General features: G+C 71.6%; 23 protein-coding genes, 1 tRNA gene and 1 pseudogene. 20 read left to right on the top strand and 5 right to left on the bottom strand.

Annotation, left to right across the window (positions count from 1 at the left end):
• Positions 1-90 precede the first annotated feature (90 nt).
• Positions 91-801, bottom strand: coding sequence for an LPXTG cell wall anchor domain-containing protein (locus IPT68_RS12835; RefSeq protein WP_189698454.1), 711 nt, complete (start codon positions 799-801; stop codon positions 91-93).
• Positions 802-1,042: 241 nt separating this feature from the next.
• Between IPT68_RS12835 and IPT68_RS12830 the strand changes: the two genes are divergently transcribed.
• Positions 1,043-2,638: a serine/threonine-protein kinase gene (locus IPT68_RS12830; protein ID WP_229818424.1), complete on the top strand. Its 1,596-nt coding sequence runs from the start codon at positions 1,043-1,045 to the stop codon at positions 2,636-2,638.
• Positions 2,639-2,672: 34 nt separating this feature from the next.
• Here IPT68_RS12830 and IPT68_RS12825 read toward each other — a convergent pair whose 3' ends face one another.
• Positions 2,673-4,139: an amino acid permease gene (locus IPT68_RS12825; protein WP_189698452.1), complete on the bottom strand. Its 1,467-nt coding sequence runs from the start codon at positions 4,137-4,139 to the stop codon at positions 2,673-2,675.
• 206 nt (positions 4,140-4,345) lie between these two features.
• Between IPT68_RS12825 and IPT68_RS12820 the strand changes: the two genes are divergently transcribed.
• Both IPT68_RS12820 and IPT68_RS12815 read left to right on the top strand, forming a co-directional pair.
• Positions 4,346-4,831: a ribose-5-phosphate isomerase gene (locus tag IPT68_RS12820; protein WP_189698451.1), complete on the top strand. Its 486-nt coding sequence runs from the start codon at positions 4,346-4,348 to the stop codon at positions 4,829-4,831.
• A gap of 154 nt (positions 4,832-4,985) precedes the next feature.
• Positions 4,986-5,804 carry an Fpg/Nei family DNA glycosylase gene (locus tag IPT68_RS12815; RefSeq protein ID WP_189698450.1) on the top strand — a complete coding sequence of 273 codons (819 nt, stop codon included), beginning with the start codon at positions 4,986-4,988 and terminating at the stop codon, positions 5,802-5,804.
• A 19-nt stretch (positions 5,805-5,823) separates the two neighbouring features.
• Here IPT68_RS12815 and IPT68_RS12810 read toward each other — a convergent pair whose 3' ends face one another.
• Positions 5,824-7,077 carry a GNAT family N-acetyltransferase gene (locus tag IPT68_RS12810; RefSeq protein WP_189698449.1) on the bottom strand — a complete coding sequence of 418 codons (1,254 nt, stop codon included), beginning with the start codon at positions 7,075-7,077 and terminating at the stop codon, positions 5,824-5,826.
• 174 nt (positions 7,078-7,251) lie between these two features.
• On the opposite strand from IPT68_RS12810, the gene IPT68_RS12805 reads away from it, so the two are divergent.
• The 16 genes and pseudogenes from IPT68_RS12805 to IPT68_RS33990 all read left to right on the top strand — a co-directional run bounded on the left by IPT68_RS12805 (position 7,252) and on the right by IPT68_RS33990 (position 24,114).
• On the top strand, positions 7,252-8,433 hold the full coding sequence (locus tag IPT68_RS12805; RefSeq protein WP_189698448.1) for a PP2C family protein-serine/threonine phosphatase: 1,182 nt from the start codon (positions 7,252-7,254) through the stop codon (positions 8,431-8,433).
• A 153-nt stretch (positions 8,434-8,586) separates the two neighbouring features.
• Complete coding sequence (locus tag IPT68_RS12800) at positions 8,587-8,913, top strand: hypothetical protein (protein WP_189698446.1); 327 nt, start codon at positions 8,587-8,589, stop codon at positions 8,911-8,913.
• A 50-nt stretch (positions 8,914-8,963) separates the two neighbouring features.
• The gene (locus IPT68_RS12795; RefSeq protein ID WP_189698445.1) at positions 8,964-9,278 is read left to right on the top strand and encodes a pore-forming ESAT-6 family protein; all 315 of its coding nucleotides are present in this window, start codon (positions 8,964-8,966) and stop codon (positions 9,276-9,278) included.
• A 35-nt stretch (positions 9,279-9,313) separates the two neighbouring features.
• Positions 9,314-9,700, top strand: coding sequence for a DUF6507 family protein (locus tag IPT68_RS12790; protein ID WP_189698514.1), 387 nt, complete (start codon positions 9,314-9,316; stop codon positions 9,698-9,700).
• Between the two features lie 50 nt (positions 9,701-9,750).
• The gene (locus IPT68_RS12785) at positions 9,751-9,954 is read left to right on the top strand and encodes a hypothetical protein (RefSeq protein ID WP_189698447.1); all 204 of its coding nucleotides are present in this window, start codon (positions 9,751-9,753) and stop codon (positions 9,952-9,954) included.
• Between the two features lie 231 nt (positions 9,955-10,185).
• Positions 10,186-10,512: a hypothetical protein gene (locus IPT68_RS12780; protein ID WP_189698446.1), complete on the top strand. Its 327-nt coding sequence runs from the start codon at positions 10,186-10,188 to the stop codon at positions 10,510-10,512.
• Positions 10,513-10,570: 58 nt separating this feature from the next.
• A complete protein-coding gene (locus tag IPT68_RS12775; RefSeq protein ID WP_189698445.1) occupies positions 10,571-10,885 on the top strand; it encodes a pore-forming ESAT-6 family protein in 315 nt (104 codons plus the stop codon).
• 183 nt (positions 10,886-11,068) lie between these two features.
• Complete coding sequence (locus IPT68_RS12770) at positions 11,069-13,588, top strand: ADP-ribosyltransferase (RefSeq protein WP_194074081.1); 2,520 nt, start codon at positions 11,069-11,071, stop codon at positions 13,586-13,588.
• A 67-nt stretch (positions 13,589-13,655) separates the two neighbouring features.
• A complete protein-coding gene (locus IPT68_RS12765) occupies positions 13,656-14,054 on the top strand; it encodes a hypothetical protein (RefSeq protein ID WP_189698443.1) in 399 nt (132 codons plus the stop codon).
• 6 nt (positions 14,055-14,060) lie between these two features.
• Positions 14,061-14,885: a hypothetical protein gene (locus IPT68_RS34000; protein ID WP_228040406.1), complete on the top strand. Its 825-nt coding sequence runs from the start codon at positions 14,061-14,063 to the stop codon at positions 14,883-14,885.
• Positions 14,886-14,970: 85 nt separating this feature from the next.
• On the top strand, positions 14,971-15,435 hold the full coding sequence (locus IPT68_RS12755; protein ID WP_189698442.1) for an HD domain-containing protein: 465 nt from the start codon (positions 14,971-14,973) through the stop codon (positions 15,433-15,435).
• A gap of 76 nt (positions 15,436-15,511) precedes the next feature.
• Positions 15,512-15,811 (top strand): hypothetical protein, encoded by a 300-nt coding sequence (locus tag IPT68_RS12750; protein WP_189698441.1) that lies wholly within the window; start codon positions 15,512-15,514, stop codon positions 15,809-15,811.
• 76 nt (positions 15,812-15,887) lie between these two features.
• Entirely contained in the window at positions 15,888-17,243 is a 1,356-nt protein-coding gene (gene eccD / locus IPT68_RS12745) for a type VII secretion integral membrane protein EccD (RefSeq protein ID WP_189698440.1), read from the top strand.
• Between the two features lie 90 nt (positions 17,244-17,333).
• On the top strand, positions 17,334-18,797 hold the full coding sequence (locus IPT68_RS33995) for a MinD/ParA family ATP-binding protein (protein WP_228040405.1): 1,464 nt from the start codon (positions 17,334-17,336) through the stop codon (positions 18,795-18,797).
• A gap of 34 nt (positions 18,798-18,831) precedes the next feature.
• Positions 18,832-22,689: pseudogene (eccCa, locus tag IPT68_RS12735) on the top strand (type VII secretion protein EccCa); the annotation flags it as partial.
• A complete protein-coding gene (locus tag IPT68_RS33990; protein WP_322734603.1) occupies positions 22,678-24,114 on the top strand; it encodes a DUF6177 family protein in 1,437 nt (478 codons plus the stop codon). The pseudogene eccCa and the gene IPT68_RS33990, both read left to right, overlap by 12 nt.
• A gap of 111 nt (positions 24,115-24,225) precedes the next feature.
• Here the strand turns inward: IPT68_RS33990 and IPT68_RS12730 are convergent, their stop codons facing one another.
• Complete coding sequence (locus tag IPT68_RS12730) at positions 24,226-25,323, bottom strand: acyltransferase family protein (protein ID WP_189698437.1); 1,098 nt, start codon at positions 25,321-25,323, stop codon at positions 24,226-24,228.
• 397 nt (positions 25,324-25,720) lie between these two features.
• Here IPT68_RS12730 and IPT68_RS12725 point away from each other — a divergent pair, with 397 nt between their 5' ends.
• The gene (locus IPT68_RS12725; RefSeq protein ID WP_189698436.1) at positions 25,721-25,915 is read left to right on the top strand and encodes a hypothetical protein; all 195 of its coding nucleotides are present in this window, start codon (positions 25,721-25,723) and stop codon (positions 25,913-25,915) included.
• 93 nt (positions 25,916-26,008) lie between these two features.
• Here the strand turns inward: IPT68_RS12725 and IPT68_RS12720 are convergent.
• Positions 26,009-26,079, bottom strand: a tRNA-Gly gene (locus tag IPT68_RS12720).
• Positions 26,080-26,209 lie beyond the last annotated feature (130 nt).

Below are 26,209 nucleotides of genomic sequence, written 5' to 3'. Positions count from 1 at the left end.
ACGCCGGCCGACGCCGGGCCGTCACGCCGGCCGGCGCCGGGCCGTCACGCCGGCCGTCGCCGGGCCGTCACGCCGGCCGGCGCCGGGCCGTCACGCCGGCCGTCGGCGCGACCACCACAGCCCCGCCGCCCCCGCCGCGACCAGCGCCGCGCCGGCCGCGCCGAGCGGCAGGACGTCGCGGCCGAGGCCGGTCTTGGGCAGTTCGTCGCCGCCGGGTGCCACCGGCTTGTTGTCGGTGCCGAGCAGCAGGGGGGTGGCGGGGGCGTTCGGGGACGGGTTCGTCGTACCGAACGGGACCGGGCCCTGCTGCCAGAACGTCGTGCTCCCGTCGCTGCTCTGGACGGGCAGACAGATCTTTCCGGTCGTGCTCAGGTCGTAGGTCGCGTCGACGTCGTACGCCTTCGACGCACCCGCCGCCAGATTGTCCAGCGGGCAGGCGAAACCGCTGTTCGAACCCTCCGGCAGATCGCCTTCGGGTATCGCGGAGCAGCCCTCGACATTCGTGACCGTCAGCCCGTCGAAACCGACGACCAGAAGCCTGACCGGACCGCTGTCCTGCGCGCCTTCGTTCTTCACCGTGGCGGTAATCGCCGTTTTCTTCGAATTGTTGTCGACCGAGATCTTCTCCGGTAGCAGTGTGGTCAGCTCCACCCCCGCCGGTGCCTGGTCGACCGCCTTTCCCCCCTTGTCGCTGCCCGGCCCCCGGTCCTCTGCCCCGGCGGTGCCGGAAAGGATCAGCACGGCCGAGAAAGATGCCGCCACCAGCGATCCGCCGATGGTCGTTGTACGAAGTGAACGCATGTTCGTCCCCCTTGCCTGCGCCTGAATTCGCAGTACTTGAAGAGGTACCACAAGATTTCTCCGCACTATGCTGGTACGGCCCGACGTGTGGCCATTGTGTTTCCATGCGTTCCGGCGCGCGTCATTCGGGGTGTCGTCGAGGGGGTGCAGCGAATTGCCGGGGAATACGCGAAGTGCCGGTGTTCCAGGGTTACTGGTGGCAGGGCGCTATCGGTTGGCCGAAAGTATTGGGCAGGGGGGAATGGGGCGGGTGTGGCGAGCCGCCGACGAAATGCTCGACCGGCCGGTCGCCGTCAAGGAAATGCGCATCGACGGCCTGGACGCGGAGGACGCCCGCACCCGCCGTGAACGCGCCCTGCGCGAGGCCCGGGCCACCGCGCGGATCGACCATCCGCACGTCGTACGCGTCTACGACGTGGTGGACGAGGGTGAACGCCTCTGGATCGTCATGGAGCTGGTGACCGGGCGCTCGCTGGAACGGATCATGGCCGAGGACGGGCCGCTCGGGCCCGGCGAGGCGGCCCGGATCGGGCTGGGGCTGGTGGAGGCGCTGCGCGAGGTGCACGCGCGCGGCGTGCTGCACCGGGACATCAAGCCCGGGAACGTGCTGGTCGAAGGGTCGGGCCGACGGGTCGTGCTCACCGACTTCGGCATCGCGGCGATCCAGGACGCCAAGGCGCTGACCATGGTGGGGATGCTGGTCGGCTCGCCCGACTACATGGCGCCCGAGCGGATCTCGGGACGCCCGCAGGGGCCGCCGTCGGACGTCTGGTCGCTCGGGGCGACGCTCTCGGCGGCGCTGGCCGGGCAGTCCCCGTTCTCCCGCGGCACGACGCTGGCGACGCTGCACGCCGTGCTGTACGAGGAGCCGGAACTCCCGCCCGCGGCGGGATCCTTGCGCGACGTGCTGGAGGCGTTGCTGCGCAAGGAGCCCGAAGGGCGGCCGGGGCTGGAGGAGCTGGAGGGCGCGCTGCGGGGGGTGGCGTTCCCGGGACCCACTCCGACCCTGACGGTGGCCGAGCCGGGGCGGGCGACGGAGCAGCCGACGACGGTTCTCGTGAAGCCCGCGCCCGTGGAACGGACGCGGCCGGGAGGCGGTGTCCCACTGGTGCGCGCCCAGGCGGTGACCGAGCGGTGTCCGGTGCCGGACGCGGGTGGGACACCGCGGGGGAGCGGCCTGCCCGGCCCGGCGATCCCGGGCGGGACGCCGCCCCGGTCCCGCCGTACGGCGGTGGTCGCCGCGGCCGGTGTGCTGACGGCCGCCGCGGTGGCCGGGATCGCCTTCGTGGCGACGGCGCGTGCGCCGGACGACACACGGGCGGACGGTACGCCCCCGGCGTCGTCGTCTGCCGGGACCGCCGCCCCTACCGCCTCCGCCTCGCCCACGGTCGCGGGAACCTCCCGGCCGCCCAGCCTGCCACCGGGCGCTCGCGAGGAGGCCGGCGGCTACGCGTGGGTGACGCCCGAGGGATGGCGGCGGGACGTGCGGACCGGTTCGGAGGTGCACTACACCTCACCCGACGGCACCCAGGAACTGGCCGCGAAGTCATCCCTGGCCCGGGGCGACCTCATGGACAGCTGGCGGACCTCGGAACGCAACGCCCGCCAGGGGCGGGACTACCGCAAGATCCGCCTGGAGGAGACGACGTTCCGGGGCCATCCGGCGGTGGTCTGGGAGTACACGTTCACCCTGGACGGCGTCCCGTGGCACGCCCGGCTGCTGGGCTTCGACGCGCGGGGGAAGTCGTACCAGATCAACACGTGGTACCAGCCGGCGGGCGAGGACGCGGCACTGGAGATCTACGGCAACGTGAAGGAGAGCTTCACGCCGCTGTGAGGGTATGCGGCGTGAAGCTCTCCCGGGGCCTTGCCTAGTCCCGCGCCTTCGCGGGCCGCGCGTCGGCCTGCGGGGCGTCGCGCCTGCCGGTCCGCTGCCGGACCACGGCGACCGCGAGCACCAGGGCCGCGACGAGCAGCGACAGCAACACGGTCTTGCGCCCGTCGTGCTCGGTGTCGGTGAGCATGTAGCCGAGGACGAAGACGATCAGCGCGGCCGTCGCCCAGGTCAGGTACGGATACAGCCACATCTTCACGACCAGCTTCTCCGGCGCCTCGGCCTGGATGATCTTCCGCATCCGCAGCTGCGAGAAGCAGATCACCAGCCAGACGAACAGGGCGACCGCACCGGAGGAGTTGACCAGGAAGAGGAAGACGGAGTCCGGGAACTTGTAGTTGAAGAACACGGCCACGAAGCCGAACGCGACGGACGCGAGGATCGCCGTGCGCGGCACGCCGTTGCCGGTCGTCCGGGCGAAGGCCTTCGGCGCGTCCCCGCGCCGGCCGAGCGAGAAGGCCATGCGGGAGGCGGTGTAGAGGCCGGAGTTCAGACAGGACAGCACCGAGGTCAGCACGATGAAGTTCATGATCTGACCGGCGTGCGGGATGCCCAGGGAGTCGAGCGCGGCGACGTACGAGCCCTTGTCGGCGATGGACTCGCTGTCCCACGGCAGCAGGGACACCACGACGAAGATCGAGCCGAGGTAGAAGACCGCGACACGCCAGATGATGCTGTTGGTCGCCTTGGTGACCGCACGCTGCGGGTCCTCGGACTCACCGGCCGCGAGGGTGGCGATCTCGCTGCCCATGAAGGAGAAGACGACGAGCAGCACACCGGTGAGGATCGCGCCCGGTCCGTTCGGCAGGAAGCCGCCGTGCTCGGTGAGGTTGCTCAGTCCGGCCTGCTCGCTGTCGACACCCGGCAGCAGCCCGAACACGGCCAGCCCGCCGATGACGATGAACGCGGCGATCGCGACGACCTTGATGCCGGCGAACCAGAACTCGAACTCGCCGTAGGAGCCGACGGAGACGAGGTTGGTGGCGGTCAGGACGACCATCACGATCAGGGCCCAGGCCCACTGCGGGACGGCCGGGATCCAGCCCTCCAGGATCACCGCGCCGGCGGTCGCCTCGACCGCCAGCACGACCACCCAGAAGAACCAGTAGAGCCAGCCGATGGAGAAGCCGGCCCAGCTCCCGAGCGCCCGGTCGGCGTGGGCGGAGAAGGAGCCGGACGTGGGGTTGGCGGCGGACATCTCACCCAGCATGCGCATCACCAGCACCACGAGCGTGCCGACGAGAGCGTAGGAGAGGAGGATGCCGGGGCCGGCGGTGGCGATGCCGGAGGAGGACCCGACGAAGAGTCCGGCGCCGATGACACCACCGATGGCGATCATCGACAGATGGCGGTTCTTGAGTCCTGCCTGAAGACCTGATCCGGAACCGGGATCGCCGGTTCCACCGTGGCCTCCGGGCTTCGTCAGGGTCGGCTGCGAAGTCATGGGACGGAATTTCCTTTGCGCCGTGGTGCAGTTTCCCGTACGAGCGGCGTACGAGTCGGACCAGTGAATCTGAGGCGAATAGATTCTTGAACCTTTGATTCCATATTGTTACTTGAGGTTTCCCTGAGGTTCGGTGGCGTTGCTCACATTTTTGGGCGCGGCCACCCGGCCCTGCTGCCCCGCCCGGCCCATGTCACACTCGTCCCATGCGCGTGTACCTCGGCTCCGACCATGCCGGCTACGAACTGAAGAACCACCTCGTCGAGTGGCTCAAGTCGGCCGGCCACGACCCCGTCGACTGCGGCCCCCACATCTACGACGCCCAGGACGACTACCCGCCCTTCTGCCTCCGCGCCGCCGAGCGCACCGCCGCCGACCCCGGCTCCCTCGGCATCGTGATCGGCGGCTCCGGCAACGGCGAGCAGATCGCCGCGAACAAGGTCAAGGGCGTCCGCGCGGCGCTGGCCTGGAGCGAGGAGACGGCGTCGCTCGGCCGTCAGCACAACAACGCCAACGTGGTCGCGATCGGCGCCCGCATGCACTCGCAGGACGAGGCGACGAAGTTCGCGGAGACGTTCCTGAACACGCCGTTCACGGACGAGGAGCGCCACGTCCGCCGCATCGAGATGCTGTCGGCGTACGAGACGACGGGCGACCTGCCGCCGATCCCGGCGCACCACCCGCAGCAGTAGGGCAGCGGGAAACAGCCGGGGAGCAACGCAGGAGCAGCAGCGAAGCGGGGGACGCGGTCCCCGCCGGGGCCCGGGCACAGCACCGGGCCCCGCTCCGCCCCTGCCCGACGGCCACGGCCGAGAGGACGGGCGACAGGAGGGAAGGAAGCCGCACATGCCCGAGGGGCACACGATCCACCGGCTGGCGCGGGACTACGCCGCCCGGTTCGCCGGCCGGGGACCGGTGACCGTCACCAGCCCGCAGGGCAAGTTCTCCGACGCCGCGGCCCTCCTCGACGGCTCACCCCTGCACACCGCCGACGCCCACGGCAAGCACCTCTTCCTCGGCTTCCGGCCCACCGAGTGGGTCCACATCCACCTCGGCCTGTTCGGCAAGGTCACCTTCGGCGACGCCCCCGCGCCCCCGCCCACCGACACCGTCCGCCTGCGCCTCGAAAACCCGGCCGCCCACGTCGACCTCCGCGGCCCCACCACCTGCGCCCTGATCACGGACGCCGAGAAGCGGGCCGTACACGACCGCCTCGGCCCGGACCCCCTGCGCACGGACCACCACGGCGACCCTGCCGCGGCCTACGCCCGCATCAGCCGCAGCCGCACCACGATCGCCGCCCTCCTGATGGACCAGAAGGTCGTCGCCGGCGTCGGCAACGTCTACCGGGCGGAAGTCCTCTTCCGGCACCGCATCGACCCGTACCGCCCGGGCAAGGACATCACGCCCGCCGAGTGGGACTCGATCTGGGCCGACCTCGTCGACCTCATGCGCCAGGGCGTGCGCGACAACCGCATCGACACGGTCCGCCCCGAACACACCCCCGAGGCCATGGGCCGCCCGCCCCGCGTCGACGACCACGGCGGCGAGGTCTACGTCTACCGCCGGGCCGGCCGGCCCTGCCACGTCTGCGGCGGCGAGATCCGCACCGCCGGCCTCGCCGCCCGCAACCTCTTCTGGTGCCCCACCTGCCAGCGCGCCTGACCCCGGCCCGGCCCGCCCGTCAGAACCCGTGCGGCATCCAGGGCGCCACGGCACTCCCGAACCCCACCGCCGCCTCGGCCAGCGCCCCGGCCCGGACCTCCCGCACCCGCCCGGCCGCCGCCAGCGCCTTCAGGCTCACCCCGCCGAGATACGCCGCCCCCAGCTCCCGCACCGACAGCGCGAGATCGGCCGCGTCGGACGTACGCGAACAGGACGCCCCCTTCGCGTCCCCCGACAGCCGCCAACGCCCCGCGTTCCACGGACAGAAGTCGTCCTCCACCTCGAACACGACGTCCACCGGCGCCTGGTACGTACGGGCCTGGAGCGCGGCCCCGACGTCCACCAGCCGCAGGTACAGCGCGTCCCGCAACCGCGCCCGGCACCGCCGGATGTCGGACACCTGGTACTGCCACATGTCGTCGGCCGGCCGCCCCCGCACGATCAGCGTCGTCGTCAGGTCGATCCCGAACAGGAAACGCCACAGCGCCCCCTCCGTCGCCGGATCGAGGGCCGCCAGATCGACCAGGACCACGGTGCCGTCGTGCCCGGTCTCCCCCCACCCGAGCTTGACCCGGAACCGCGCGTACCCCGCGACCTCGCCGTCCCGCTCGGCGACGACGCACTGCAACGGCGACGCCCCGTCCCGATCGCTCTCCGGATCGAGCAGCCCCACCCGTTCCCACCCGGGCCGCCGTGCCAGCATCCCGGGCCGCGACGGCACCAGCCGGGCGTACACGTCCTCACACACGTCGAGGACATCGGCGGGCGCCGCGTACCGCAGCCGTACGTCATCGGCGCCGGCCGGCACCGACAGCCGCACCCGACTCGTGTCGATCTCGCCGCGCAGCCCGAAGGTCGCGGCGGCGTACCCGAACCGGCCGTAGATCGCCGGCTCGGACGCGGTGAGCACCGCCAGCGGCTCACCCCAGGACCGTACGTCGTCCAACTGCCGCCGCATCATGGACGTCAGCACCCCGCGCCGACGGTGCGTGCCCGCCACCCCGACCATCGTCACGCCCGCCGCGGGCACCGAGGCTCCGCCCGGCACCGTCAGCCGGAACGTGAACGCCCCGGCCGTGCCGACGCACGCGCCGTCCTCCCACACCCCCAGCGAACGGTCCACCTCGGTGAGCGCGTTCCACAGCTCCCGCTCCTTGGTGGACTCCGGCAGCCCGCCGAAGGCGCGGATCAGGGTGTCGTACCACGCGTCCCAGTCGTCCGGTCGCAGCACCCGCAACTCGGCACCCGGGCCGGTCAGGAAGTCAGTCGCCATGGGGCCCATGCCTACCAGGGCCTCGCCGGACGAGCGAGGGAATTTCCCACCGCCCTCCGGGGGACGGCGGCGGGCCGGCCTCCCCGGGAGGCGCCGCTGCGTCGAGCCTCGGACGAGCGACAAGTGGCACCTCCCGTGCCAAGCAACCGGTCCGATGGATAGGGTCCCGGACTAATGGCAGCAGGACGAGGGCGGCGCGCGGCGGCCGAGAGGTTCACGGCCCGGTTGAAGATGAGGTGGCACCGGGTCCGCGTCGGCCTGCGCAGAAGCGCCGTCGACTACTTCCGCGGCGACGGCTCCGACTGGGTCGCCCTGGCCGGCCTGCTGCTGACCATTCCCCTGATCACCGCCGGTACGCTCGCCAACTCGGTGTGGTGCTCCCCGGCCGTACTGGTCCTGCCGATCGTGGCGGGCGGTCTGCTGCTGCGCCCGGCCAGCCTGCTCGGCCTGTACGCGGCGGCCGCCACCGCCCTGATCCTGGAGTCGATACAGCTCGGCCCCTACACGCAGGGCCCGTCGCGGGTGACGCCGGGCGTGGTGCTGGTCGTTGCCGCGTGCGGCTTCTTCGGGCTGCTGATCGCCCAGTTCCGCAGCCGCGTCGGTGTGCCCTGGCGGCGCGGCGGCACCATGCTCTTCGACCTGCGCGAACGCATCCGCGTGCAGAGCAAGCTGCCGAAGCTGCCGCAGGGCTGGCACCACGAGATGGCGCTGCGGCCGGCGGGCGGCCAGTCCTTCTCGGGCGACTTCGTGGTCGCGGCCCGCACCAACGGCGGGCGCACCCTGGAGGTCGTCCTCACGGACGTCTCCGGCAAGGGCATGGACGCCGGCTCGCGCGCCCTGCTCCTGTCCGGCGCCTTCGGCGGCCTCCTGGGCAGCCTGCCCCCGCACGCCTTCCTCCCCGCCGCCAACGGCTACCTGCTCCGCCAGGACTGGCAGGAGGGCTTCGCGACCTCCATCCACCTCGTCCTCGACCTCGACACCGGCGACTACGAGCTGTACTCCGCGGGCCACCCGCCCGGGCTGCAACTGAGCGCGGGCAGCGGCCGCTGGGAGGAGAAGGCGGCGGAGGGCCCGCTCCTGGGTGTGTACGACGGCGCCCAGTTCGACCCCGTGAAGGGCTCTCTGCGCCCGGGTGACGTGTTGATGCTGTTCACGGACGGCCTGGTCGAAACGTCCGACCGGGACATCGTCGAGGGCATCGACCGCCTCACCGGCGAGGCCGACCGTTATGTCGCCGGCGGCTTCCAGGGCGCCGCCTGGCATCTCATCGAGGCGGTCGCCAAGGACGTCAACGACGACCGGGCCCTGCTCCTGATCTGCCGCGAAGGCCCGACGGCCCAGTTCACCGCTCGCTGATCCCCGGCGCGGTCGTGACTTTGTGCCGCCTCTGTAACTGCCGCCGCCTCTCGATTGCGTGAGCGATCGGGGGGTTGGTAGAGATGAGATGCGTACGATGGGACGACCACAACACGAGATGCCAGGACGCGAGATGGGGGAGGCGAGTTCTGCATGAAGTTCGACATGGGTGCGCAGACGCTGTCGACGCTGATGCGTGATTCGCGGGGTTCGAGTGATGATCTCGGCACGCTGATCCGGCAGTTGGTGCAGGCGGCGCAGCCGTTGGAGGGGAAGTTCAACGGTACGGGTCGGGCGATGTTCGACCAGTTCAAGGCGCGGGCTGATGAGATCACGGCGGAGCTGAACGGGTCGCTGTCGGCGATTCTGGGCGGTCAGTCGGGTATGGAGTCGGCGTTCAGTTCGGGTGACCAGGAGCAGGGTGACAACGCGCGGCAGCAGATGGCTGCGGCGAACTTCGACGCGGCGCGGTTCCGTTAGGCCTGTGTGGGCTCGGTCGGTGTGTTCTTCGTGACGGGGAGTGGTGTGTGATGGCGGGTGCTGGTGCGGATCGTCGGTCGTACGACACGGGTGCGTCGACGGATGCTCAGGCGAACATCCAGACGGTGATCGGCCGGCTGGAGGAGGTCATCGGTCAGCGTGATCGTCAGGTGAAGGCGGCGATGGCGGACTTCACGGCTGATGGTGTGGCGGATGAGTACCACGGCAAGGAGCAGCGGTGGAACAGCGCCTCGCAGGAGGTGCGGAACATCATCCAGCTGCTGAAGACGACGTTGGAGAAGAACGACGGGACGGCGCAGTCGACGTTGCAGCGGGCCAAGGCCGCCGTCGACAACATCGGCTGAGCCGATCACTGGGTACTGGTTGCCGGGGGTTTGTGATGACCGGGTGGGATCTGAAGCCGCAGGGCATCTCGAGTGTGCTCAAGACGACGGGTGAGACGGCGTCGAACTTCGAGAAGTACGGCAAGTCGTTCGGCGAGAATCTGACGTCGGCGGCGACGAGTGCCGGCACCATTTCCGCCGAAGGCGGCGGTGGGGGCGGCGAGAAGGCGCAGGGCGGTCTGGTGGCTCTGGCGTTGTCGCAGTACGCGGAGCGGGCGGCGAAGGACCTGCAGTTCGTGGCGGCCCGGGCGGGCAAGTCGTTGCAGGGTGTGGTGGACGCGACGACGGCGTACCTGAACGGTGATCAGGAGATGGCGGCGGAGGCGCAGCGCAATGCGTTGAAGGCGCCGAAGCTGGACATGCCGGGCGCCGGAAAGGCTTAAGCGACCGGGTGACGAGCGTTTCCCGGTGGGGCGCGGTTCGTTAGGTGGGCATGATCAAGAAGCTCGCCTGCGCCGCCGTCATGGCCTCCGCCCTTCTGGCCTCCGCTCCTGCCGCCCACGCCGCGCCGCACCCCCAGCCGTCCACGGCGGTTCCCGGAGGTGCCCTTCTCAACGGCCTCCTGGGTTCGCTGGAAATCGGACATCCGGTCACCTCCCTCCGGACGATCCTGCCCAGCGGCGTCTCCGGCCGCTGAAGCACCACCGAGGCCGTTCGCAGGGGTTCCCGTCAGGGGCCCTCGCGGACGGCCTCTTCGACTACGCGGTGCACTGGGCTGCCTCGGGGCGGTAGCCGAAGTGTGGTGCTTCTGTGAGTGCCGGGACACCTCGATTGCAGAGGCAACCAAAGGGTTGATAGAGATGACGGGGAATCATGGGGCCCGTCAGGAGCGGGCGCCCAGCAGCCCCAGGGGGAAGGCGGGTTCGGCATGAAGTTCGACATGGGTGCGCAGACGCTGTCGACGCTGATGCGTGATTCGCGGGGTTCGAGTGATGATCTCGGCACGCTGATCCGGCAGTTGGTGCAGGCGGCGCAGCCGTTGGAGGGGAAGTTCAACGGTACGGGTCGGGCGATGTTCGACCAGTTCAAGGCGCGGGCTGATGAGATCACGGCGGAGCTGAACGGGTCGCTGTCGGCGATTCTGGGCGGTCAGTCGGGTATGGAGTCGGCGTTCAGTTCGGGTGACCAGGAGCAGGGTGACAACGCGCGGCAGCAGATGGCTGCGGCGAACTTCGACGCGGCGCGGTTCCGTTAGGCCGGCGTCTGGTGGGTGCGGTCGGTTCTTTGGTTCTTCTCACGGGGAGTGGTGTGTGATGGCGGGTGCTGGTGCGGATCGTCGGTCGTACGACACGGGTGCGTCGACGGATGCTCAGGCGAACATCCAGACGGTGATCGGCCGGCTGGAGGAGGTCATCGGTCAGCGTGATCGTCAGGTGAAGGCGGCGATGGCGGACTTCACGGCTGATGGTGTGGCGGATGAGTACCACGGCAAGGAGCAGCGGTGGAACAGCGCCTCGCAGGAGGTGCGGAACATCATCCAGCTGCTGAAGACGACGTTGGAGAAGAACGACGGGACGGCGCAGTCGACGTTGCAGCGGGCGAAGGCCGCGGTCGACAACATCGGCTGAGGCCGGTCTCTGGTCTGCGAGGCCGGCCTCTGGTGTCTGGTTGCTGGTGACTTTCTGGTTGTGGTGACGGGGGTTTGTGGTGCCCGGGTGGAATCTGAGGCCGCAGGGTATTTCGGGTGTGCTGAAGACGGCGGGTGAGACGGCGTCGAACTTCGAGCGGGACATGCCGGGGGTGGGTGGGGCGTGATCAAGCCGGAGCAGATTCCGCAGTTCACTGGTGACTTGGCCCAGTTGGAGGCGGATTACGCGGCGTTGAAGACGGACGCGGGCCATGTCCGTGACGCGGGCGCCGATGTGCATTCCCGGTTCCAGGGGTTGTCGGCGTATTACCGGGCGCCGGAGGCCGAGCAGTTGTTCGCGACGACGAAGCCGGTCAAGGACCGGGCGGACGGGTTCGCCGACGACTTGGAGAAGGTGTCGGGCGCGTTGTCGTCGTACGCGACGGAGATCCGTCCGCTGGTGGACCGGCTGAAGCAGCTGAAGGCGGAGGCGACGGCCTTCGTCGCGTCGGTGAAGGACGACGACGAGTGGGAGTACGACGAGGACAAGGTCGGCGAGCACAACCAGCTGCGCGACGACATCACCGCGACGGTCGCGGCGTTCTGGGCGGCGGAGCGCACGTGCCACAACAGGATCACCGCGTTGTGGGGCGGCACGCAGATGGTCGCCGGGGACGGCTCGGACCGTAAGGACCAGTACGGGTTCTCCGCGCAGGACATGAAGAACGCGAAGCTTCCCTGGGGTGACCCGGTGGAGGAGAAGCATCACTGGTACGAGGTCGGCCACTGGGTGAAGTCGTTCGTGTGGGACGGCCTGATCGTGGACGGTATCTGGGGCACGATCAAGGGCTTGGGCACGCTGGTCGGGTTCGGGGGCTGGGAGGCGATGGGCCAGGCCTGGAAGGGCCTGGCGCAGCTGGCCACGGGCCTGGTCCTGTCATCGCTGCCGGGGGTGAGCGCGGCGTTCTGGCTGCTGCCCGACGACAAGCTGCCGTCCTGGATCCGTGACTCGCGCACCGCGATGAAGGAGACCGGCAAGGCGCTGGTGGCGTGGGACCAGTGGGGCAAGAACCCCGCCCGCGCCGCCGGAGCCGTCACCTTCAACGTGCTGACGACCGTGTTCACCGGCGGTGCGGGAGGCGCGGCGGCGGGTGCGGGCAAGGCCGGCGCGGTGGCGAAGGTGCTGGGCACGACGGCGAAGGTCATCGACCCGATGACGTACATCGCCAAGGGCGCCGGCGCCGGTTTGTCGAAGATCGGCGACATCGCGACCAGCCTCAAGGGTGTCGGCACCATCGACATCCCCACCCTCCCGGACGGCTCCGTCCAGCTGCCCGACGGTCGTCTGATGGATCCGAACGGCAACCTCGTCGCGCCCAACGGCGTCATCGACACGACGCCCGTTCCCCACGAGACGGGCCCGACGGTCCCGCACGGCACCAACACGCCGACGCTTCCGGCCCACTGGACGGTCCAGGGCGCCCAGCAGCCGGTGTACGCGGGCGTGCACGCGGGCGACGGCGCGGCGCACACGGTCGACGACGCGGGCGGCGCCGGCGGCGGCCACGTCCCGGGCGGGTCCTTCGACGCGACGCCGACGGCGACACCGTACGGCCACACGCCCTCTCCGTCCGGCTACGACTACGGCCCGTCGCCGTCCGCCTATGACCAGGCGCCGTCGCCGTCCTCGTACGACCAGACGGCGGCCACCGCACCGCACACCGGCGGCACGACGCCCTGGTACCACCAGACCACGGGGGCCAACCCGGCGCACGACCTCCCGACCACGCCGCACACCGGCGGTCCGGACGTACCCGGCACCGGCGGTCACACCCCGGACGCCCCGCACGGCCACGACGCGCCCGGCGCCGGCCACGCCGACGACGCCTCGCACGGCACCGGGCACACGGACGACGCGGCGCACGCCGGCGACCACACGGACGTCGGCGACCACACGGACGTCGGTGATGCCGCCGCGCACCACGGCACGGATGCTCCGGTCGCCCCGGGGCACCAGGGCACGGACGTGCCGGGGACCGGCGGGGTCGGGGAGCCGTTCGAGTACCAGCCGCTCATGTCGGCGGACGACTTCGACAATCTGGCCACTGACGCGGAGCGGCACGCGGTGGCCACGGCGGAGCTGGAGCGGGGAACGAACCCCTATCCCAGCTCCAGCAACCGTGCTGGGCAGGCCTACGGCGACGCCTACTGGAACGACTACATCGACCAGCTCGACCCGGCCGCGAAGGACGCGCTCAACAAGTACAGCGACTTCTACTACACGCAGATCAACGGCCAGCTGCGGGACGGCACCGTGCGGCCCCCGATCACGGACATCGTCGCCAACATGGACCGGGTGATGGACACCCGCGCGGTGCCCGAGGACATCATGATCGTGCGCGGGACCGCGATCGACCACCTCGACCTGGACTCGCCGCTCGACATGGAGGGCAGGACCTTCGGGGACGACGGTTACACTTCCACGTCGCTCGGCAAGGACCCGGCCTTCGAACACAAGCCGGTGGTCATGCACTGGAGGGTGCCGAAGGGCACCCCCGCTCTCTGGATCGACCACATTTCGGCGAACAAGGGAGAGCGGGAGCTGTTGCTCGCTCGCGGCACCCAGTACAGGGTTACGCGCGTCTTCATGGACTCGGCGGGCAAGTGGCACGCATACGGGGAGGTCCTGCCGAGGTCGCAGTGAGCGGGACCTGACGGTCAAGGGAAGGCCGTCGTTGCGGACCGGGCAGACGTACAGGAATGTGGACTTCATGAGCGACGAACAACCACTCAACTCGCGCTTCGCGGAAGACCTGCAGATGAAGCAGGTGGCAGGTCCCGCGACGTACAGCCGTGAAACTGACGGGCCGGTCGCGTACCTGAGCGTCGCCGACCGGACCGGCACGGTCATCGGGTACGTGTGGGCGAACGACAAGGACGACGCGGCGGGATGGGTGGTGCCCGCGGGCCTCTCGGCCGACGCCGTCAACGCCGGTGGGAGGTGGCTGCGCGCACTGCGCGGCGGCAAGGCCCGGGAGATCGCTCCGACGACCCTGCTCGCGGAGCTGGCGCGAGGCGCGAACGACACCGACCTGAGCCATGCTGTTCCGGGTTCGCTCACGGAGGCGCCGACGCTTGCCTCGCTCAAGGAACTGGCTGCCGGAGGCTGAATCACGGTGGCCGAGAAGGAGGCCGGGGCAGGTCCCGTCCACTACGTCACCGTCCCCACCCCCGACGGCGAACCCGCCGGCTACCTCTGGGCCGATGCCACCACCATCGGCTGGGTTCACCGGGGGGTGGGCGGCAGCGGCACCTGCCAGGCGGGGTCGGACTGGTACGACCGGGCCCGCGAGCTGCACGGACGGGGCCTCGCCCCGCGCGGTGTGCTCAACCTGCTCAGCCGTGAACCCGGCGTCGGCCCCCTCACCGACGCCCCCGGCATCGCCGCGATCGAGGAACTCGCCCGTGTCGTGGCGCCGGACGACGACCGGCGCCTGTTGAAGGAACTCGACCGGGACGACGCGGAAGCCTGGCGGGAACTCGACGCCGCCTACGACGCGCTCCGGTACGCCGAGCAGTCGGACACCCCCGCGATCCCGCAACCCGCCCTCCTCATGTGCAGGTTCTGCGGAGGTTCCCCCGCCGCGGACGTCACCTTCCGCGCCCATCGCGGCCTCGTGATCCTCATGGGGTTCAGGAAGACGGACGGGCCCATGTGCTTCACCTGCGGGCTGGCCGTGTACCGGGCCTACACCACCCACACCCTCAGCCAGGGCTGGTGGAGCCCTCTCTCGCTGTTCCTCTTCGCACCGTTGACGCTGGTCCGCAACCTCCTCGCCGTACGCCGAGTGCGGCGGCTCCCCGCCCCGGGGCCGGGGACGCTCGGGCCGCGCTACGACCCGGGCCTGCCCGTACACCGGCGGCCGCGCGCCTATGTCGCCCTCGTCCCGGTGCTCTGGCTGCTGTTCATGATCGTGACGGGGCTCTCGGGAGGGGCGTGAAAAGCCGCGAGGGACTGCCGCACTCCGGCTGTACGCATGGCGCGTGCATGTCTTATGTTGCGGAAGCCGAGTCAGGGGGTTCCGCATGCCACAGGAGATGAGTCTCACCGAGGTGGAGGCCGTCGCCCGCGCCGCGCACGCCGGACAGACGGACAAGGCCGGACGCCCGTACGCCGAGCATCTGTCGGCCGTCGCCGAGGGGGTGCGCGCGCGGGGCGGCGGAGACGAACTCGTCGCCGCCGCCTGGCTGCACGACGCCGTCGAGGACGGAGTGCTGAGCGACGCGTGGCTGGCGCGGGCCGCGCTGCCGCGGCGCACCAAGGACGTCGTACGGGCCGTGACCAAGCGGGCGGGGGAGGAGCCGGAGGCGTACGCGCGCCGCATCCTGGCCACGCCGGGGGCCCGGCTGGTGAAGGCCGCCGACCTCGCGCACAACGCCGACCCGCGCCGGCTGGCCGAACTCGCCGCGCTGGACGAGCCCACCGCCCGGCGGCTGACTCGGAAGTACGCGACGATGCGTGGCCTCCTCGGCCTCACCCCCGACGACTGACCGACGACCGAACGGCGACCGACCGGCGACACGAGCACGATCCACGACGACCTCTACGGCACAGGACGACGACTGAATGGCACGGGACTACGACAGCCAACTGCTGGAGTCGGTGGCGGTGCGCCGACGCCGGATGCGCGACGCGCTGCTGTTCGGCGCGCAGCGCGCCCGGCGCACGGCCGACGAGCGGCTCGGCAAGATGTTCGCGGGGATCGCGATCGCCGCCGTACTGTGCGCCGGCTGCATCGGCTGGTCCTTCGTCCAGGCCACCCTCGCCAAGCAGCGGGCCGAGCAGGAGAAGCAGCGCCAGCAGCAGGAGCAGCTGTACAACCCGTCGCCCAGCGGATCCGCCGACGACGGCGGGGAGGAGCAGTGAACGCGGTGTGCGTGACTGACGTGAGCACGTCGCCCGGCGCCGAGCGCCGGAACGACGCGATGATAGGTTCCGGTGAGTGGTGAGCACATCAACGACGTCCCGGACTCAACTGAGCCGTGTCACCCTGGTCGGTGAGCGCCGGCGCGCCGACATCGTCCTGCCCTCGGACACGCCGATCGGCCAGCTGCTCCCCGACATACTGCAGTTGCTGGACGACCGCGCCGCCACCCGGCCGACCACCCGGCAACTCATCAGCACCGACGGCTCAGTTCTCCCGCACGAGGCCACGCTGTCGTCGGCGGAGGTGCCCGACGGCGCCGTACTGCGCCTGGTGCGCGCCCACGCCGCGCCGCCCGCGCCCGTCGTGCACGACGTCACCGACCAGGTCGCCGACGACCTCGATCTGCACGCCTGGCGCTGGCGTCCGGCCGCGCGCCGGATCAGCGCCGGCGTCGCCACCTTCGGCTTCGCCGTCGCGGCGGCCGTACTGGCCCGGCGGGAGTTCGCGCTGGAGTCCGTCGCGACCGCGCTGCTGGCCGCGACCCTCGTCTTCCTGATCGCCGGCGCCGTCGTGGCGAAGACCGGCGGCGGCAACCTCGGCCTCGCCACCGCGACCCTGCTCGCCTCCGGCGGCCTCGGCGTGCTCGCCGCGTGGACCGCGGCCGACGCCTACGACTGGTCCGGCACCGCCCGGCTGGCCGGTGTCGTCGCCGCGTTGGTGCTCACCCTCGTGCTGCTCGCCTTCTTCTCACCACTCGGCCGCGGCGGACTCGTCGGGGCCGGGTCGCTCGCCGTCGTCACCGTGGTGTGGGAGGCCGTCGCCGCCGTGCAGGACCGGCCGGAGCGGCTCGGCGCCGTGATGGCGGTCCTCTCCGTGGTGCTGCTCGGGCTGTTGCCGCGTTTCGCGCTGATGGCCTCGGGTCTCACCGGGCTCGACGACCGGCGCTCGTCGGGCACTTCGGTGAGCCGGCACGAGGTCGGCAACGCGCTCGCCGCCACCCACCGAGGCCTCGCCCTCGCCACCGTGGTCACCGCCGCCTCGGCCGCCGCCGGCGGCTGGCTGCTGATCACGGGGGAGAATCCGGCCTGGTGGTCGGTGGTGCTGGCCTCGCTCACCGCGGTCGTCCTGCTGTCCCGGGCGCGGGCCTTCCCGCTGGTCGCCGAGGTCGTGGCGCTGTTCGGGGCGGCGGCCCTGCTCCTCGTACGGCTCGCGGTGCTGTGGCTGGACCACGCCGGCGGGGTCGGCGCGCTGGTCCTGCTGGCCGTCGCCGCGCTGCTGCCGCTGCTGGTCCTCGCGATCGAGCCGCCGGAGCACGTCCGGGTGCGGCTGCGCCGGCTGGCCGACCTGATCGAGTCCCTCGGAGTGATCGGGCTCTTCCCGCTCGCCGTCGGGGTGTTCGGCATCTACGGGCAACTGCTCAACAAGTTCTGAGGCTTCGAATACGGACGCCGACGCGCGTCGCTCCGGGCGGGACGACGAGGCAGGAGCGTGGCGGGAGAGAAGCGGGAGAGAAAGGGCGACATGCCGAGCGGGGACAACTGGCAGGGCGACGTGCTGCGCGACCTGAGGGCCGGCGCGGCCGGACAGCGTGCCGCACAGCCGGGCGCCCAGCCCGGGGAACGGTCCGGGGAACAGCCCGGGGAACGGTCCGGCGTGCCGGAACAGGCGCAGCCACAGCCGCAGCAGGGACACCAGCAGCCGCAGCCACAGCAGGAACAGCAGCAGCCGCAGGGACACCAGCCGCCGCAGCAGCACGCGGGCCGGCCGGCACCGCAGCACGGCCCGGACCCGGCGTACGGCTACCCGCAGGCCCAACCGTCCGGCCCCGGCCCCGCGGCTGCCTACGGCTACCCGCCGCAGCAGCAGACCCCTTACGGCCACCCCCAGCAGCAAGCCCCCTACGGCCACCCCCAGCAGGCGTACGCCGACCCGGGCCGGCCCCAAGCCGCCCAGCCCCAGCCCCACGCCGAGCAGAACCCGGCCCAGGCGCCCGCCCACCCCCAGCAGCAGGCGGCGCCCACGCCCCGGCCCGCCCCGGCCCGCCGCGCCCCCGCCTCCCGCACCACCCCCGACTCCCGGCCGGCCGTCGACAAGCGGATCGCGGACGCCGGGCTCAAGCCGCGCCGCGGCGAGCCGTTCGCCGCCCGTGCCCTGCGCGCCGTACGCCGCACCGTCTCCTCCTCGGCCGCCCGCGAGGTCGCCGAGACCACCGCCACCGCCGAGGTGCTGCAGCAGGCCGTCACCACCGGCCGGCAGATCGCGGTGACGTCCATCCGCGGCGGCTCCGGCAAGACGACGGTCGCCGCCCTGCTCGGCACCGCCTACGCCCACTACCGGCAGGACCCGGTCCTGGTCGTCGAGGCCGACCCGGCGCTCGGCTCGCTGCCGCTGCGGCTCGGCGCGGAGAACCTGCGCTGGACCACCGGCGACCTCGCCGACGTCGTCGAGCCGCAGATGTCGCTGCTCGACGTCACCGGCTACCTGGTCCAACTGCCGGACAACGCCTGGCTGTTGCCCGGCAGCCAGGGCCAGGTCGGCGCCATGCTCGACACCAAGGCCTACGAGCGCGTGATGGTGTCGCTGCGCCGCTACTTCGGGGTGACCGTCGTCGACTGCGAGACGCTGCCCGCCGAGGTGGCCCGTACCGCGCTGTCCGCCGCCCAGGCGCGGGTGCTGACCGTGCCCGCCACGCTGGAGGGCGTCGCCAGCACGCACGCGGTGCTCCAGTGGATGCGCGGACTGCCCCGCGACATCACGACGTCGACGGTCGTCGTGCTCACCGAGACGGTCCCGCACACCGGCGTCGACCTCGCCAAGGCCGCCGAGCCGCTGAAGGCGACCGGCGCGAGCGTGCGCATCCTGCCGTACGACCGGCATCTCGCGGCCGGCGGCACCATCCGCACCGACCTGCTCGCGCGGCCCACCCGGCAGGCCGCCGCGGGCTTGGCCGCGGAGGTCTTCCAGCTGTCCCAGCGGCGCCGTTGAGCTCCCCGGAAGGGAACCCCCAGAGGCAAGGACGATGAGCACCCGACTGATCCACCGCCCGGCCCGGACCACCCGTCCCCCGGCCGCCCCCGCGCCGCGCACCATCGAGGCCCCGCCCAACCTGCCCGACGGCAAGACGGGTTCGGTCGCGACCTCGCTGCTGCCCGTCGCCGGTGTGATGTCGTCCGTCGTGATGATGACGGTCGTGCGCAACAGCCAGTTCGCGGCGCTGGGCGCGATCATCCTCGTCGTCACCATCGTCGGCTCACTGATCCTGGTCTTCTCCCAGCGCGGCAAGGCCCAGCGCACCCGCCGCACCCAGCGGGAGGCCTATCTCGCCTATCTGGAGGACCTGCGCGAGGAACTGTCGACGGAGGAACGCGAGCGCCGGGAACGCGCCCAGGTGCTCAACCCGCCGCCGGACGCGCTCTACGACATCGTGCGCGACCCCGCCCGGCTGTGGGAGCGGCGCCGCATGGACGGCGACTTCCTGCGGGTGCGCGTCGGCACCGGCGAGATGCCGGTCCGTGACCTGAAGGTCGGCGATCAGGGCTCCTCCGTGCTCACCCCGCCCGACCAGTTCATGCTGAACGAGGCCTCCGCGCTGGTCGCCCGCTTCGGCACCGGCACCGAACTGCCGCTCACCGTCCCGCTGGACCGGGTCGGCAACGTCAGCGTCATCGGCCGCCGCGAGGACACCCTCCGCGTCGCCCGCGCCCTGCTGGTGCAGGCCGCCGCCACCCACGCCCCCGACGACGTGGCGATGGCGCTGGCCGCGCCCGGCGACCGGGTCGCCGACTGGGAGTGGGCCAAGTGGCTGCCCCACCTGCTCGACGGCGAGCAGTTCGACGGGCCCGTCGCCGCCCGCCGCATCGCCCCCTCCATGCCCCAACTGGCCCGGCAAGCAGGCCCCGAGCTGCGCCGCCGCGCCTCCTACGCGGCCGAGGTGCGGCGCGGCCTGTCCGGCCGGGACGCCCTCGCCATGAGCTCCCGGCTGATCGTCGTCGCCGACGCGCACGGCGACGACGCCGTGGACCTGCCGCGCCCCGACGACGCGGTCGGCCTGCGTGACATGGGCGTCAGCGTGCTCCACCTGCTCGACGAGCGGGTGCAGGAACCGGGCAGCGTCGGCGTGCGCATCACCGTCGACGGCGAGCGCGTCGTCATCGAGGACCTGCGCGAGAGCGAGCCGATCAGCGCCCACGGCACCGTCGACGAGGTCGGCACCGCCTTCGCCGAGGGCCTCGCCCGCATGCTGGCCCCGCTCAGGCTGTCCGCCGACTCCATGGGCGCCGACGCTCCGCTGACCGGCCCCGTCGACTTCGCCGAGATGCTCGGCATCGACGACGTCGCCCGCCTCGAGCTGGACCGGCTGTGGGCGCCGCGCGGTGAGCGGGCGTTCCTGCGCGTGCCGATCGGCGTCAGCGACTCCCGCGAGCCCGTCCTGCTCGACCTGAAGGAGTCCTCCGAACTCGGCATGGGCCCGCACGGCCTGTGCGTCGGCGCCACCGGCTCCGGCAAGTCCGAGCTGCTGCGCACCCTCGTCCTCGCCCTGGTCGCCACCCACCCGCCGGAGGACCTCGCCCTGGTCCTCGTCGACTACAAGGGCGGCGCCACCTTCGCCCCGTTCGCCGACCTGCCGCACGTCGCCGGTGTGATCACCAACCTGGAGAACCAGGCGGGCCTGGTCGAACGCGTGCACTCCTCCCTGGCCGGCGAGGTCAAGCGCCGCCAGCAGGTGCTCAAGAGCGCCGGCAACGTCGCCGACATCGGCCACTACGCCGCGCTGCGCGCCGAGAAGCGCCCCGACCTGGAGCCGCTGCCGCACCTGTTCGTGGTGATCGACGAGTTCGGCGAACTCCTCACCGCCAAGCCGGACTTCATCGACCTGTTCCTGTCCATCGGCCGCATCGGCCGGTCCATCGGCGTGCACCTGCTGCTGTCCAGCCAGCGCATCGAGGGCGGCAAGCTCAAGGGCCTGGACACCTACCTGTCGTACCGGCTGGGCCTGCGCACCTTCTCCGCCGACGAGTCCCGGACCGTGCTGGACACCACGGACGCCTTCCACCTGCCGCCGCTGCCCGGCTTCGGCTACCTCAAGGTCGACACCAGCCACTACGAGCGGTTCAAGGCGAGCTACGTCTCCGGCGCCTACAGCGGCCCCGTGCAGCGCGACACCGAGGAAACCGGCCCGCTGGCCCTGCCCTACGAGGCGTACAACACGCTCGGCGAGGACTCGGGCGCGGCGAGCGAGGAGCAGCCGAAGATGCGGCGCCGCGAGACCGGGCCCACCGAGATGGGCGTGATGATCGAGCAGATCGAGGGCTTCGGCGCCCGCCCGGTGCGGCAGATCTGGCTGCCCCCGCTGCCCGCCGCCGTCGCCCTGGACAAGGTCGCCGGCCCCGTGGAGGTCGGGCCGCGCGGCATGCAACTGGCCAAGCGGAGCGGCCCGCTGCGGGTGCCGCTCGGCGTCCTCGACGACCCCACCAAGCAGTGGCAGGGCCAGTGGTACCTGGACCTGACCCTGGCCGGCGGCCACGCGGCCGTCATCGGTGGCCCGCAGTCCGGCAAGACGACCCTGCTGCGCAGCCTCGCCCTGTCCCTGTCGCTGACGCACACCCCGCAGGAGGTGGGGATCTACGGCCTCGACCTGGTCGGCGGCGGCCTCCAGGCGCTGTCCGGACTGCCGCACGTCGGCGGCGTCGCCGGCCGCGCCGACCGGGAACGGGCCGCGCGCACGATCGACTCGGTGCGGGCCATGCTCGACCAGCGCGAGGAGCTCTTCCGCATCCACTCGATCGACTCGCTGGAACAGCTGCGCACCCTGCGCGCCGCGGGCCGCGTCACCGAGCTGGCCTCCACGGAGATCGTGCTGCTCATCGACGGCTTCGGCGCGCTGCGCGACGACTTCGAGGAACTGGACGACGCGGTCGCGGACATCCTCAAGCGCGGCAGCGGCTACGGCATCCACGTCGTCGCGGGCATGCTGCGCTGGAACGACGTGCGCATCGCCACCCAGTCCCAGTTCGGCACCCGCGTCGAGCTGCGCCTGAACGACCCGAGCGAGTCCAGCATCGACCGCAAGCTCGCCCAGACCCTCTCGCCGGAGGAGAAGGGCCGCGTCCTCACCGACGGCAAGCTGTTCGCGCAGGTCGCGCTGCCCCGCACCGACGGCGTCGCCGACACCGCCGACCTCGGGGCGGTCCTGGAGCGCACCGCCCGCACGGTCCGGGCCACCTGGACCGGTGACGTCGCCCAGCCGGTGCGGGTGCTGCCGCACGTCCTGGAGCCGCGGCAGCTGCCGACGCCGGCCGCCGAACCGCGCCGCGTCCCCATCGGCCTGGACCAGACCCAGCTCGCCCCGGTCCTGCTCGACCTGTTCCGGCACGACCAGCACATGCTGATCATGGGCGACAGCGAGTGCGGCAAGACCAACCTGCTCAAGGTGATCGTCCAGGGTCTGATCGAGCGCTACGGCGACGACGAGCTCGTCTTCGGCGTCTTCGACCCGCGCCGCGGACTGCGCGGCGCCGTCCCCGAGGAGTACCGGGGCGGCTACGCCTACAACGCCAAGCTGTGCGCCGGCCTCGCCGCCGGGATCGCCTCGGAGCTGGAGAAGCGGCTGCCCGACGAGGGCGCCGACGGCGAGGACCTGGAGCCGGGCAGCTTCTCCGGCCCGCGCATCGTGATCCTGGTCGACGACTACGACGTTCTGACCACCGCGGGCCAGCAGCCGCTCGCGCCCTTCGTGCCGTACATCCCCTCCGCCGTCGACATCGGCCTGCACTTCGTCCTGACCCGACGCGTCGCGGGCGCCTCCCGCGGCCTGTACGAGCCGCTGCTGCAGAGCCTGCGCGAGTCGGGTGCGACGGCGCTGGTGATGGCCGGCGAACCCATGACCAAGGACGTCATCGCCCTCACCAAGAAGATGCCCGACCCGCTGAGCGTGCTCGCGGGCCTGCTCTCCGGCGGCCCCGACAAGCTGGTGGGCGCCGAGGGCGACGGAGCCGTGGTGCGGCTGTGCGACGAACAGGGCCGCCCCCTCGTCTCCATCGAGGCCCCGCTGCTCGTGCAGGTCCGCGGCGAGGCCCAGCGGTTGCTCGGAGCGCGCGAGCCGCAGACGCCGTACTGGTGGACCGAGGCCCGCGCCACCACCGGCGTGAAGGAGGCCGAGGAACTCGCCGGGACGTTCGCCGCCCGGCTGGCCACGCTCGTCGGCGGCACCGCCTGGCCGCGCGAGGCCGCGCGCTCGATGGCCGTGGTCAGGACGGACGGCGTCAGCGTCGTGCCCGCCCCGGCCGCCGCCCAGCCCGCCGTCGACGTCCTCACCGACAAGGTCGCCGTCGTCATCCAGGACCGCCCGGTCGTCGCGATGACCGCCTGGCTCGCGGACGCCTTCCGCGCCGCAGCGGCGGCCGAACGCGGCCTGCAGATCGTCACCCCGGCGGGCACCCGCATGTCCCCGGCCGTCCGCAACGCCCTGCCGGGCTGGCCCTCGCGCTGGGTCGTGCAGGACGAGCGGGACGGCTACTACGACGGCCTGTCCGGCGCCGTCCTGCGCTGGGACAACGGCCTCTTCGTGACCGTGGAGTCCCCGGAGGCGACCCCGGAGGACCCGCGCACCCCGGCCGCCCGCACCTTCGGCGAGAACATCGCCGACACCGGCGAACGCCAGCTCGCGCTCTCCTTCCGCACCGTCCACCCGGCAGACGACCGCCTCGTGCTCGGCGGCGCCGTGGAGGCCGTCTGGCGGGAGATCACCGGGGACCCGCCGGCCGGCTGGGGCACCGAGGAGCCCGCCAACCTGCCCTGGTCGCTGCGGCAGCTGACCGACGTGGCCCACGAGCGCACTCCCGAGGCGACCTGGCTGGTGGTCGTCGGCACTCCCGAACGCCCCGGGCTCGCGACGGTGCGCATCACCCGGACCAAGGCGGGCGTGGAGGAGGACGTCACCCTGGCGTTCGGCTACGGCCCCGGCGAGGAGGTACCGGCCGACGCCGTGCCCGCCGCGGCGGAGGCCCTCGCCACCAGGCACGACCTGCAGTCGATGCTGGTCCAGATCCGCCGGGCCCGCCGCGACCTGTCCGTACCGCCCCGCTTCGAGGGCCCGGGCGTGCCGTACGCGTTCGTGCTGGGCGCCGAGGAGGTCCGCACGATGCCCGGCGACCGGGCCCGGCGCACCCCGCTGTCCGAGCCCCCGCGCGAACTCGGCCCGCGCACCCGCCCGGCGCTGTACTACCCGCTGCCGGGCGACCCGTCGGACCTGTCCGGCTGGCAGGACTTCGAGCGCCTGATGAGACACCTCAAGGGGGACTGACTCCCCCGTGTGGCGGGGCCGTATCGAAGTGCGGCCCCGCCGCGTGGGCGCGAGAGACCACGGACGGCCCACACCCGCGCGAGAGCAGTCCGCGCCACCCGGAAGGCGCGGTCAGCCCACCGAGGCCTTCTCCGCGGCCCTCTCCGGGGCCCGCCCGGTCGTCTTCCCGCGCTCCCGCTCCCGCGCCCCCTGGGCCGCGTCCTGCCGGAACGCCCACGCCATCTTCGGCTCCACCGCGAACCGGAACACCCGCTGTACGGGCTTGGTGCACAGCAGCGTGACGGCGACGGCCGCGAGGCCGCTCACGAGGACCTGGCCGAGCGGCCGGTGCAGCCAGTCCTGCTCGAACCAGCCGCGGTAGTCACCGGCCTTCACCAGGAAGCCGTGCAGCAGATAGCCGTACAGGGTGCCCGCGCCCAGTGCGGTGAACCACGCGTGCCGGCCGGGCACCCAGGCGAAGAAGCAGGCGGTCAGCAGCAGCGAGCAGCCGAACATCGCGAGCACCATCACCGGCCCGGCCCACCAGGGCGCGCCCAGCTGCTGCGCGGCGTCCCGGTGGAAGAACCACGCGGTGTCCATGCGCGGCACCGTCCACCAGCCGAACGCCGACGCGGCCGCGCACACGGGCACCGCCAGGATCCGCACCGACCGCCGGCGCACCAGGTGGAAGTGCTCCGGTTTCATGCACAGGCCCAGCACGAAGTACGGCAGGAACTGCAGCACCCGCTGAAGGTCCAGGTCGTCCCCGATCTGCGGCGAGACGGACGCCAGCATGGCGACGGCGAGCGCGACAGGCAGCGGCCGACGCACCAGTTTCCAGACGGGGGTGGTGAGTCGCCAGATGAACAGCGCGCACAGGAACCAGGTCAGATACCAGGGGTCCAGCAGACTGATCTCCTGGCTCGGATCATCGGCGACGACACGCGTGAAGAGCGGATAAGCGGTCTCGAAGACGATGTACGGCACCGCGACGCCGGTGATCAGTCGCTTCAGCCGGTCGGGACGCATGTCGAAACTGCGTGAGAAGTAGCCGGAGATGACGATGAAAGCCGGCATGTGGAACGCGTACACGACTCTGTACACGCTCTCCAGGATCCGGCTGTCCCCCTTCAACGGCTCCCACGAGTGCGCCACCGCCACCAGGACGATCGCCAGGTACTTGGCGTTGTCGAAGAAGGCATCGCGCTGCTTGACCTGTGCCTGAGACATCTGCGGCACCCTAGCCCCGGCTGCGGCCTGTCGTAAAACCCTCCTCGTCATTCCGCGTTCAGCTGTCCACCATCTCGCTTTGGATAGCGAGAAACCTCGGAAAGCCGAGAAAACGGGCAATTGGAAATACCGGCATGCAGGTTGTGTGCGTCGATGTGTGGGTGTGGAAACGATCGCGTCGAATTCCCGAGGCGACTGACCGTCAATTCCCCTGCGAAGCGCACGCGGTGGGCGTGCGGAACCCGGCCGAACACGCCGGGGTGCGGCGCGGGTGTGGTCGGCGTTACGTCACGCGCCGCATACGGCGGGCCTGTTGGTGGCACGATGGTTCTGGCGGGGGTGTGCGGGCTCGTGTCCCCCGGCCGGGAGAGCGGACCGACCGAGGGTGTGATCAGTTGTGGCCATTTCACTGTCAGTGGTGCTGCTGTTGGCGATCATCCTGGTGGTGATGATGCGAGGGGGCTCGATCAAGGCGGGTCCCGCCGTCGTGGCGATCCTCTTCGGCTTCTTCCTCGCCTCGACCGGCATGGCGCCGTCGATCAACCGCTTCCTCGATTCGATAGCCGAAACGATCAACTCGATCAGCTTCTGACGGTCCCCGGTGCGGTCCGGAAACGCTGCCGCCCGGAAACGCCTCAGGGCCCGAACAGGAGATCGAACCTCCTGCCGGGCCCTGAGCGGGCAGAGCGGGCGACGGGAATCGAACCCGCGTAGCCAGTTTGGAAGACTGGGGCTCTACCATTGAGCTACGCCCGCACACGACGCGCCGCAGGTCAGTCGCCCGCGGCACTGCAGGCATCGTAGCGGGTCGGCCCCCCTCACCGCACACCCCGTTCCGTCCGGAGGCCGGCGGCGGGCCGACATCGCGTGGCCCTCGGGAAATGCG

Origin of the sequence: Streptomyces chromofuscus (assembly GCF_015160875.1) — a bacterium.
Classification (GTDB): Bacteria; Actinomycetota; Actinomycetes; order Streptomycetales; family Streptomycetaceae; genus Streptomyces; species Streptomyces chromofuscus.
This window is presented reverse-complemented; position numbering and strand designations above follow the sequence as displayed.

Coding starts and splice junctions, on each gene's coding strand:
- IPT68_RS12755 (WP_189698442.1), top strand. CDS start 14,971: ATGCCACAGGAGATGAGTCTCACCGAGGTGGAGGCCGTCGCCCGCGCC.
- IPT68_RS12815 (WP_189698450.1), top strand. CDS start 4,986: ATGCCCGAGGGGCACACGATCCACCGGCTGGCGCGGGACTACGCCGCC.
- IPT68_RS33995 (WP_228040405.1), top strand. CDS start 17,334: ATGCCGAGCGGGGACAACTGGCAGGGCGACGTGCTGCGCGACCTGAGG.
- IPT68_RS12810 (WP_189698449.1), bottom strand. CDS start 7,077: ATGGCGACTGACTTCCTGACCGGCCCGGGTGCCGAGTTGCGGGTGCTG.
- IPT68_RS12805 (WP_189698448.1), top strand. CDS start 7,252: ATGGCAGCAGGACGAGGGCGGCGCGCGGCGGCCGAGAGGTTCACGGCC.
- IPT68_RS12730 (WP_189698437.1), bottom strand. CDS start 25,323: ATGTCTCAGGCACAGGTCAAGCAGCGCGATGCCTTCTTCGACAACGCC.
- IPT68_RS12800 (WP_189698446.1), top strand. CDS start 8,587: ATGAAGTTCGACATGGGTGCGCAGACGCTGTCGACGCTGATGCGTGAT.
- IPT68_RS12775 (WP_189698445.1), top strand. CDS start 10,571: ATGGCGGGTGCTGGTGCGGATCGTCGGTCGTACGACACGGGTGCGTCG.
- IPT68_RS12835 (WP_189698454.1), bottom strand. CDS start 801: ATGCGTTCACTTCGTACAACGACCATCGGCGGATCGCTGGTGGCGGCA.
- IPT68_RS12750 (WP_189698441.1), top strand. CDS start 15,512: ATGGCACGGGACTACGACAGCCAACTGCTGGAGTCGGTGGCGGTGCGC.
- IPT68_RS12785 (WP_189698447.1), top strand. CDS start 9,751: ATGATCAAGAAGCTCGCCTGCGCCGCCGTCATGGCCTCCGCCCTTCTG.
- IPT68_RS12830 (WP_229818424.1), top strand. CDS start 1,043: ATGGGGCGGGTGTGGCGAGCCGCCGACGAAATGCTCGACCGGCCGGTC.
- IPT68_RS12795 (WP_189698445.1), top strand. CDS start 8,964: ATGGCGGGTGCTGGTGCGGATCGTCGGTCGTACGACACGGGTGCGTCG.
- IPT68_RS33990 (WP_322734603.1), top strand. CDS start 22,678: ATGGCCGGCGAACCCATGACCAAGGACGTCATCGCCCTCACCAAGAAG.
- IPT68_RS12790 (WP_189698514.1), top strand. CDS start 9,314: ATGACCGGGTGGGATCTGAAGCCGCAGGGCATCTCGAGTGTGCTCAAG.
- IPT68_RS12780 (WP_189698446.1), top strand. CDS start 10,186: ATGAAGTTCGACATGGGTGCGCAGACGCTGTCGACGCTGATGCGTGAT.
- IPT68_RS12825 (WP_189698452.1), bottom strand. CDS start 4,139: ATGACTTCGCAGCCGACCCTGACGAAGCCCGGAGGCCACGGTGGAACC.
- IPT68_RS12820 (WP_189698451.1), top strand. CDS start 4,346: ATGCGCGTGTACCTCGGCTCCGACCATGCCGGCTACGAACTGAAGAAC.
- IPT68_RS12765 (WP_189698443.1), top strand. CDS start 13,656: ATGAGCGACGAACAACCACTCAACTCGCGCTTCGCGGAAGACCTGCAG.